This window comes from Cesiribacter andamanensis AMV16, from assembly GCF_000348925.1.
In the GTDB taxonomy this organism is placed as follows: domain Bacteria; phylum Bacteroidota; class Bacteroidia; order Cytophagales; family Cyclobacteriaceae; genus Cesiribacter; species Cesiribacter andamanensis.
This window is the reverse complement of sequence record NZ_AODQ01000172.1, coordinates 1-7,466: the sequence shown is the minus strand read 5'-3', so window position 1 is coordinate 7,466 and position 7,466 is coordinate 1. Positions and strand designations below refer to the sequence as shown.

Here is a 7,466-nt window from a genome sequence, read left to right as displayed (position 1 = left end):
CTAAAACAGCCTTAGATTACTGTAATCTAGCCCAAAAACATAAAGAAGGGACGTCATCTCGACCAGCGGGAGAGATCCGGCATAGGACAACTCATACTAAAAACTTTCCAAGATCTCTCCCCGCGCGGCGGCCGCGCTGGTCGAGATGACAGCCTACCTTAATAAAAAAAGGCCTAAAGATTCATTCTGAGGCCTTTTTTATTAAGTGTCCCGCTAAAAATTCGGGATGACTCATGTGTGCAGGGAGACTATGCTCCTTTTACGCTTTGTGGCGGATGGCTTTTATCCCCCTGGCATCGCTGATGAGGGTGTCTTCATAAAACTCTACCAGTCCTGTTTCCAGGTTGTACATGCCGCCCACAATGGCAATTTCGCCCCGCTCGATCATCTGCTCCAGAATGTAGCTGCGCTCCACAATAGCATTTACCGACCGTTTTACATTGATAGTGGCCACATTTTCCACAAATTCTTCATTGGAGGAGTTGCGCTTATCGGCCTCCTGGGTGGTGGTTTCCTGATACACAGCCGGCTGCAGCTTGGAGAGCAGCTCGGTGAGGTTGCCCATCTCCACACTATCGCAGGCGCCTTTAACGGCTCCGCAGCGGGTGTGGCCCAGCACCACCAGCAATTTGGAGCCGGCTACCTTGCAGGCAAACTCCATGCTGCCCAAAATATCGGTATTCACAATATTGCCCGCTATGCGGATGGAAAAGATATCACCCAGGCCCTGGTCAAAGATCAGCTCGGCCGAGGTGCGGCTGTCAATGCAGCTCAGGATGGTGGCAAAAGGCCACTGGCCGTTGCGGGTTTCGTTGGCCTGCTGCAGGATATCGCGGTTGCGTTTCAGGTTATTGACAAAGCGCAGATTGCCTTCTTTTAACAGCTCCAGGGCTTTAAGGGGGGTTATGCTCGACTGTGTTTCTTGGGTGTGTGCTTGCATCCGTTACAAAAATTATAAAGGTGGTACGTTTTAGTTTACAGGTCGCTCAAACGCCGCTCTGGCGTAGCTGGGGGTAGCTATTCCGGGAATCTCCCTTCCGGAAAACAATGCTGCCCAGCAGGGGGGCAGCTTCCGGGCTAAGGAGAGCCTGCTGTGCTATTCCTGCCTGTAAAGGTCGCTCAAAATAGGGGATTGGCAGATTAAAATTAGCTTAAAACTAGACAATTCCAATGCAGTGCCAGCTGCCGCATTGCCCGTCAGAAGTGGTATTCAGAAAAGCCGGGCTGATACAGACCCAAAGTTAGCGGAAATAATGCGCTTGAGCTTTGAGATAGAACTATGAGGCCTCTACTTTTAGTATTAACCCCTCTGCTGTATTTTTTTTCAAAAATTGAACAAAAGTAAGATAGCCAAGTGTGTCCGGGCCCTATAGGTTCTGCTTGTTAAGCTCCCCTACGGCAAAATCTACCGCCCGGGCAGCCAGGGCCATGTAGGTGAGCGAGGGGTTTTGGGTGGCCGTAGAGGTCATGCAGGCGCCATCGGTCACAAACACATTGGGGCAGGCATGCAGCTGGTTCCATTTATTGAGCAGGGAAGTTTTGGGGTCGTGGCCCATGCGCACACCCCCCATCTCGTGGATGTCAAGGCCGGGCGCCCGCCCATCGTCGCTGGCCTGAATGTTGGTAAAGCCGGCCAGGGCAAACATCTCGGTGAGCTGTTCCTGATAATCCCGGATCATCTTTTCATCATTCTCATCATAGGCCACCGAGATGCGCAACTGCGGCATGCCCCAGGGATCAGTAGCCGTGGGGTCAAGGGCCACAAAATTGCTCTCTTTGGGAATGGTTTCGCCCATCATGTGCGAGCCTACCTGCCAGCCCCCGAGCTCGGGTTTCAGGAGGCGCTGCGTTAGGGAGGCGCCCATGCCCTGCTGGTCCGACTCCGAAATGCGCCGGGCTACAAAGCCTGCGGCATAGCCCCGCAGAAAATCGGTTTCCTGCCGGTGCACATTGCGGAAGCGCGGTATGTAGGGGCTGTTGGGGCGGCGGCCGGAGGTGGTGTAGTCCAGATGGCCGTCGTATTCAGCCGTAATGCGGGCCCGGTAGTTATGGAAGGCCACATACTTGCCCAGCAGGCCGCTATCGTTGCCCAGCCCCTGCGGAAAGCGGCCGGAGGTGGAGTTGAGCAGGATCAGGTTGGTGTTGAGGGCCGAGGCATTCACAAAGATCAGGCGGGCATAGTACTCCGTAACTTCTTTGGTTTGGGCATCGATCACCCGCACGCCGGTGGCCCGCCCTTTTTGCTCATCGTACAAAATGGAGTGCACAATGGCATGGGGCTGCAGCCGCAGGTTGCCAGTCTTGGCCGCCCAGGGCAGGGTGCTGGCATTGCTGCTGAAGTAGCTGCCAAAGGGGCAGCCCCGCTCGCAAATGACCCGGTGCTGGCACCTGGCCCGCCCCTGCTCCAGGTGAATAGGCTCGGGCCTGGTCAGGTGGGCGGCACGGCCCATGATTACCTGCCGGTCTTTGTAGCGGCGGGCGATCTGCTGCTGAAAATGCGTTTCCACGCAGTTCATTTCATGGGCCGGCAGAAACTCCCCGTCGGGCAGCTGGGGCACACCATCGCGGTTGCCGCTGATGCCGGCAAAGCGCTCCACATGGCTGTACCAGGGGGCCAGGTCCCGGTAGCGGATGGGCCAGTCTACGGCAAAGCCATCACGGGCCGGGCCTTCAAAGTCAAAATCGCTCCAGCGCTGGGTCTGGCGGGCCCACAGCAGCGACTTACCCCCTACCTGGTAGCCGCGGATCCAGTCAAAGGGTTTTTCCTGCACATAGGGCTGCTCGGCATCTTTTACAAAAAAGTGCTCGGTGCCCTCATAAAAGGCATAGCAGCGGCTTACAATGGGGTTTTGCTGCTTTACCTCCAGCGGCAGCTGGCCCCGGTGCGGAAACTCCCAGGGGTGCAGGTTGGTGCTGGGGTAATCCAGGTTATGGCGCACATCGCGCCCCCGTTCCAGCACCAGGGTTTTGAGGCCTTTTTCACACAGTTCTTTGGCAGCCCAGCCGCCGCTTATGCCCGAGCCGATCACAATGGCATCGTAGGTGAGGTCTTTTTGGGCGTCGATTGTCAGGTTGGCCATAGGGGCTTAGCGTAGGGGGGTAGTATCTGAAACGGGCACGCAACCACTGTAGTGGCCCGGCAGGGGGTGATAATCGCTGTGGGTGCGCATGACCCACTCGGAGCTTAGGTAGCCACGGATGCTGAGCCCTTTGAGCAGGGCATAGACCCCCTGTAGCTCGGCGGCTTCGGCTTGGTCGGCAGCATCGGGATTCTCTGGCTCATTGGAAGGCCCGGCTTTATCTTCCGTACGGGCGGGCAGTAGCGTACCCCCTTCCATGGCGCCCATCAGCTGCTGCCGCTCCTGTGCGCTGGCGGAAGCAAAGGGGGTAGAAAACTGCCGCTGCGCCTGCTCATCCAGCACCCCAAGGCCCAGGCGAACACTATCCTGCAGGGCGGGCTCATAGCAATCCTGGAGCATGCGCGCTACAAAGTGGGGCACATCCAGCTCCCGGGCGCCGCGGAGCAGCGCAGCTGGCGTACCGGCATCGGGCGTACCCTCAGCGGGGATTTTGGTGGCGGGAATAAGGGTATCGATAAAGGCACTGAGCACTTCTTCTTCCCGGGCCGACAGAAAGGGGGGAACCGCCGGCAGGCTGTCTTTGGTCCAGCGGTCGCAGGCCGGCAGGAGCATCAGGCCGCCTACGGCCAGGGTCAGGGTTTTAAGGGCATTGCGTCGTTTCACAGCAGGAGGTCTAGGGTTTGCAAGGCAGTCGTACGGCTGCTGAGGGAGGCTGTTGCCAGCCGCCCCAAGGCATATAGTAACTTACGAATAATTTTTGCCAAACACATGCCGGCCAGCAAAAGGCCATACCCAGAGCCCTAATTTTTTGGAAAACAGGGTGGATGTCCACCCCTCCAGGGGCTAAGGAATCTGAAAACATGTAAGTATTGTGATGAATATGCAATAATCCCCTGCAGGCCAGCAGCTATCTTCGCACAAACGTTTTCTTCCTGCGGCAGCATGCACAAGCTCCTTTTCTCCCTGACCCTAGCCCTGGGCGCCATCAGCCCCCTCTTTGGCCAATCGCCCCAGCTTCAAACCCCTTTAGGGGCATTTCTGGACCTTAACGGACAGCTCATACACGGACATGCAGATCTGGACCTGGCACCGGCTGATGTCCTGCTTATCTCCTTCAACTCCCAAATCACCCCCCTGCCAAAATACACTGATACCTATTACAGGCCTGATGGCAGCAGTGTGAAAGGCGAGATTCTCTATACCTATGGCAGTGGCATGATCAGCCTTAAGAAGGATGAGAAATCAAAAAAGGAAAAGATCAAACACGAAGTTGGCGGGGCTGTAAAGAGGGGTGTGGATTCGCTTGTGGTAGCAGATGCATTTTTCCACTGGGTAAAACAGGGATGGGAGAAAAAAAATATTCCTTTGCCCCGCATGCTACTGCACGTAGCGGATACTGAAGCCTTTTCCTTTTTCAAAACTACCCATCGGGGTATCAACAATTACGTTGTGTATGTGAAGCAGACGAAAATGTTTGTCGATCTGCCAGTTTCCTTTTTTAAGGAATTTAAGGAAGTAGCGGCGGCGCTCTTTACAGACTATCCGGACTTGCTGGAGCTGCTGCAAAAAAAGGAGTTGCCCCATGATGATATGCCCCAGCTGATCCGCTTTATACAGTACACTGATGCCTTCCGGAGCCAGAAGCCGCTTACCTATACGGCCGATCTTAAGCTGACCAACGCTCCCTCCCAGATCGCCTATACCGCCCAGGTACAGCGCTATGAGGACCAATGGCGGCTGGACTTTAGCACACCTTCGGGTGAAAAGCTGTTTACCGAGCATTACCTCTATGCGAAGCCCCAACTAAAACACGGGGATTTTGTCTGGTACTATCCGGCCAGCGGCATTAAGCGCAGAGAGTACAGTGTAAACCTGGGCGAGCCTTCCAAATCCCAGTATTATTATCATCCAAATGGAGAACTACAGTACGGCACCCTGCTTTCAGACAAAAACAAAACGCTCTACCTGCAGGTGCAATCCCCTGATGGCCAATCGCTGGTAGATGGTAAAGGTACCGGAACGGAGCAGGTCTATGACCAGGTGATCGGCCGTACGCTGGTACGTGAATTCCAGGAACGCAAACTGACAGCTTCTTATTACATCGATGAGCAAGGCCGCAAAGTCTACCAACTTGCGGACCATAATGCTTCTGTTAAACAGTTAAAATTGATAAACAAAACGCTTTCAAGCCTTTCCTATTACCCAAAAGAAGATGCAAAAAAGGGAATTGAAGGCCTTGTGCTGGTGCGGGTACTACTGGATACCAGCGGCAAGCCCGAACATACCGAAGTAGTGCGAGGGATAACCCCTGCCATGAACCAGGCTGCACTCACTCTTTTTAAGGATTCGTTCATCAACATGCGCTTTTCGGCCGGCAGACATCAGAAAGAGGATGTCGTTCAGGAGGTACTTGTGCCGGTTTACTTCCAGCGCTTTTATCAGCCGACCACCTATTATCACCATTACAACCCCTTCTTCAATAATCCAGCGTTCATGCCGGTAACCCCACCCAGCATACCCAGATTTTAGGTTTCATAGCTCTGAAAAGGGCCTGTCTACTTTCGGTGCTGATTGCTGCCACCAGCGGGTGGTGGCAGTCTGGGCCTTCTTCCATTTTAGGGTACCCCCCTTGCGCTGGTTCAATACGGCTAGCTCCCCTTACCAGGGCTTACAGCACTCCAGCTCCTGCTCTATACCATCCAGGGTAACCCGGCTGCAGGCTCTAGGGGCCGTTGTGCAGCAAGCGGAAAAGTATAAGCATCCCTACGGACTCACCAGCCCAGTAGTCTTTTATCAATAGGAATAATCAACGATTATTTGTACCTTATTCATTATCTGCCAGGCAGCGCATGCTCCTGTGCTTCAGTGTCCTTCGCAGGCTGTTGGTAGCGCTTCTGCCTGGCTCATAAACAGGTACTTTTTAGATGCTGCCCTGTGCAGCATAACCTTCCGGAATAGGGAACGTTCTTTTTAGCAGGCGGTATAGCCTGGTCTTTTACACATTTTTTTTCGGCTACGCCCTTACTTTTTTATCCTCTCTCCGATGCGCTTACTCTGCCTACTGCTTTTGCTGGCAGGCCCGCTGGGCTACAGCCAGACCCTTCCCCAATCGCAGGCCTACCTGCAGGCCAACCAGGCTACCTGGAACGGGCGCTTCAGCGGTCTGCAGCGCGTTTTTGATAAAGAGCTGTACCGCCAGCAGGTACTTCTGATTGGCGAGACGCATGGCATTCAATACTCCTACGAGCTGCAATTTGCTTTGATTGCCCACCTCAAGAAAAAGATCAACTTTACCTATCTGCTGCTGGAGGTGGGCTACCTGGACGGCCTGCTGCTGAACCGCTACCTGAGCACTGGCGATGAGACCTACCTGGAGGCTTTTTTCAGGGGACATCAGGGCTCTTTTCACTGGAACAAAAGCACCGAGCGCCTCTACCGCAACCTCTACGAGCTAAACCGGCAGTTGCCCGAAGAAGAGCGCCTGATTCTGCTGCCCCTTGACCTTGAATTCTCCCACCGCGAAAGCCTGGCCTGGCTGCAGCAGGAGCTCTTTGTGCGTGGCCGCACAGGCAGGGGTGAGCGGGGGAGTTTTGAAGAAGCCCTTTACGCCATAGACCCCCTGCAGGAAGCCGGGAGCGAACTGCTCCATAAATTTGGGCTGGCATGGGAGCGCTTTGTCGCCCAGGAGCCGCTCATGCGCCGGCAGCTGGGTTCCCGCTATGCCGAAACCGCTTACCTGCTGCGCAACCTCCACCAGCGCTACCAGCTACAGCAGCAGGGCAGCATGGAGCAAAAGCGCGACTCGCTCATGTATGAGAACCTGCTGTTCTGGAAAGAGCAGCTGGGCATCGGCAACCAGCAGATGGTAGGCCTGTTTGGCAGCGAACATGTAAAGCAGCAGCAGCCCCCGGGCAAGTCCCGCCTGGCGGCCATTCTAAAGGCCTCCCCGGAGATCCAGGGGGTGGTTTCGTTTTTTTCTGTCTACACCAACTGTGAGATCATGCTGCCCAACCGCATGGCCACCGAAGATACCGGCATGCCCGTGTACCTGACCCGAAAACTGGAGAATGATGGTTCCATGAGCGAAGCCACCGCCGGCCTGGAGCTGCTGCCAAAGTTGCGGGAAGGCACAAAAGCGGCCTTGTACCGGCTCGATGCCCGCAACTCGCCCTTTGGGCAGTCAGCGGCCTTTCTGAAACTCTCGGAACAGGAGCAGGTCACTACCGATATGTTTCAGATCCTGATTCTGATCCGGGATTCGCCGGCCACTATCCCCTATGGGGGATTAAGCAGCGGCCTTCAATAAGGATATGACTCAGGCAGAAAAGAGCCAGTGGGAGCTTCAATAAAATACATGAATCATCCCGAATTTTCATCAGTAAGATT

The 7,466-nt window shown here is 54.9% G+C and carries 5 protein-coding genes; 2 read left to right on the top strand and 3 right to left on the bottom strand.

What is annotated here, in order from left to right; translation table 11 throughout:
* Positions 1-259: 259 nt before the first annotated feature.
* From ADICEAN_RS19430 to ADICEAN_RS19420, 3 genes are all read right to left on the bottom strand, one after another.
* A complete protein-coding gene (locus tag ADICEAN_RS19430; protein ID WP_009197372.1) occupies positions 260-940 on the bottom strand; it encodes a carbonic anhydrase family protein in 681 nt (226 codons plus the stop codon).
* Positions 941-1,367: 427 nt separating this feature from the next.
* Entirely contained in the window at positions 1,368-3,080 is a 1,713-nt protein-coding gene (locus tag ADICEAN_RS19425; protein ID WP_009197371.1) for a GMC oxidoreductase, read from the bottom strand.
* 6 nt (positions 3,081-3,086) lie between these two features.
* Positions 3,087-3,743, bottom strand: a complete 657-nt coding sequence (locus ADICEAN_RS19420) for a gluconate 2-dehydrogenase subunit 3 family protein (RefSeq protein WP_009197370.1) — start codon at positions 3,741-3,743, stop codon at positions 3,087-3,089.
* Between the two features lie 279 nt (positions 3,744-4,022).
* Between ADICEAN_RS19420 and ADICEAN_RS19415 the strand changes: the two genes are divergently transcribed.
* Together ADICEAN_RS19415 and ADICEAN_RS19410 are read left to right on the top strand one after the other, a co-directional pair.
* Complete coding sequence (locus tag ADICEAN_RS19415) at positions 4,023-5,609, top strand: energy transducer TonB (RefSeq protein ID WP_009197369.1); 1,587 nt, start codon at positions 4,023-4,025, stop codon at positions 5,607-5,609.
* A 514-nt stretch (positions 5,610-6,123) separates the two neighbouring features.
* Positions 6,124-7,386, top strand: a complete 1,263-nt coding sequence (locus tag ADICEAN_RS19410; protein WP_009197368.1) for a TraB/GumN family protein — start codon at positions 6,124-6,126, stop codon at positions 7,384-7,386.
* Positions 7,387-7,466 lie beyond the last annotated feature (80 nt).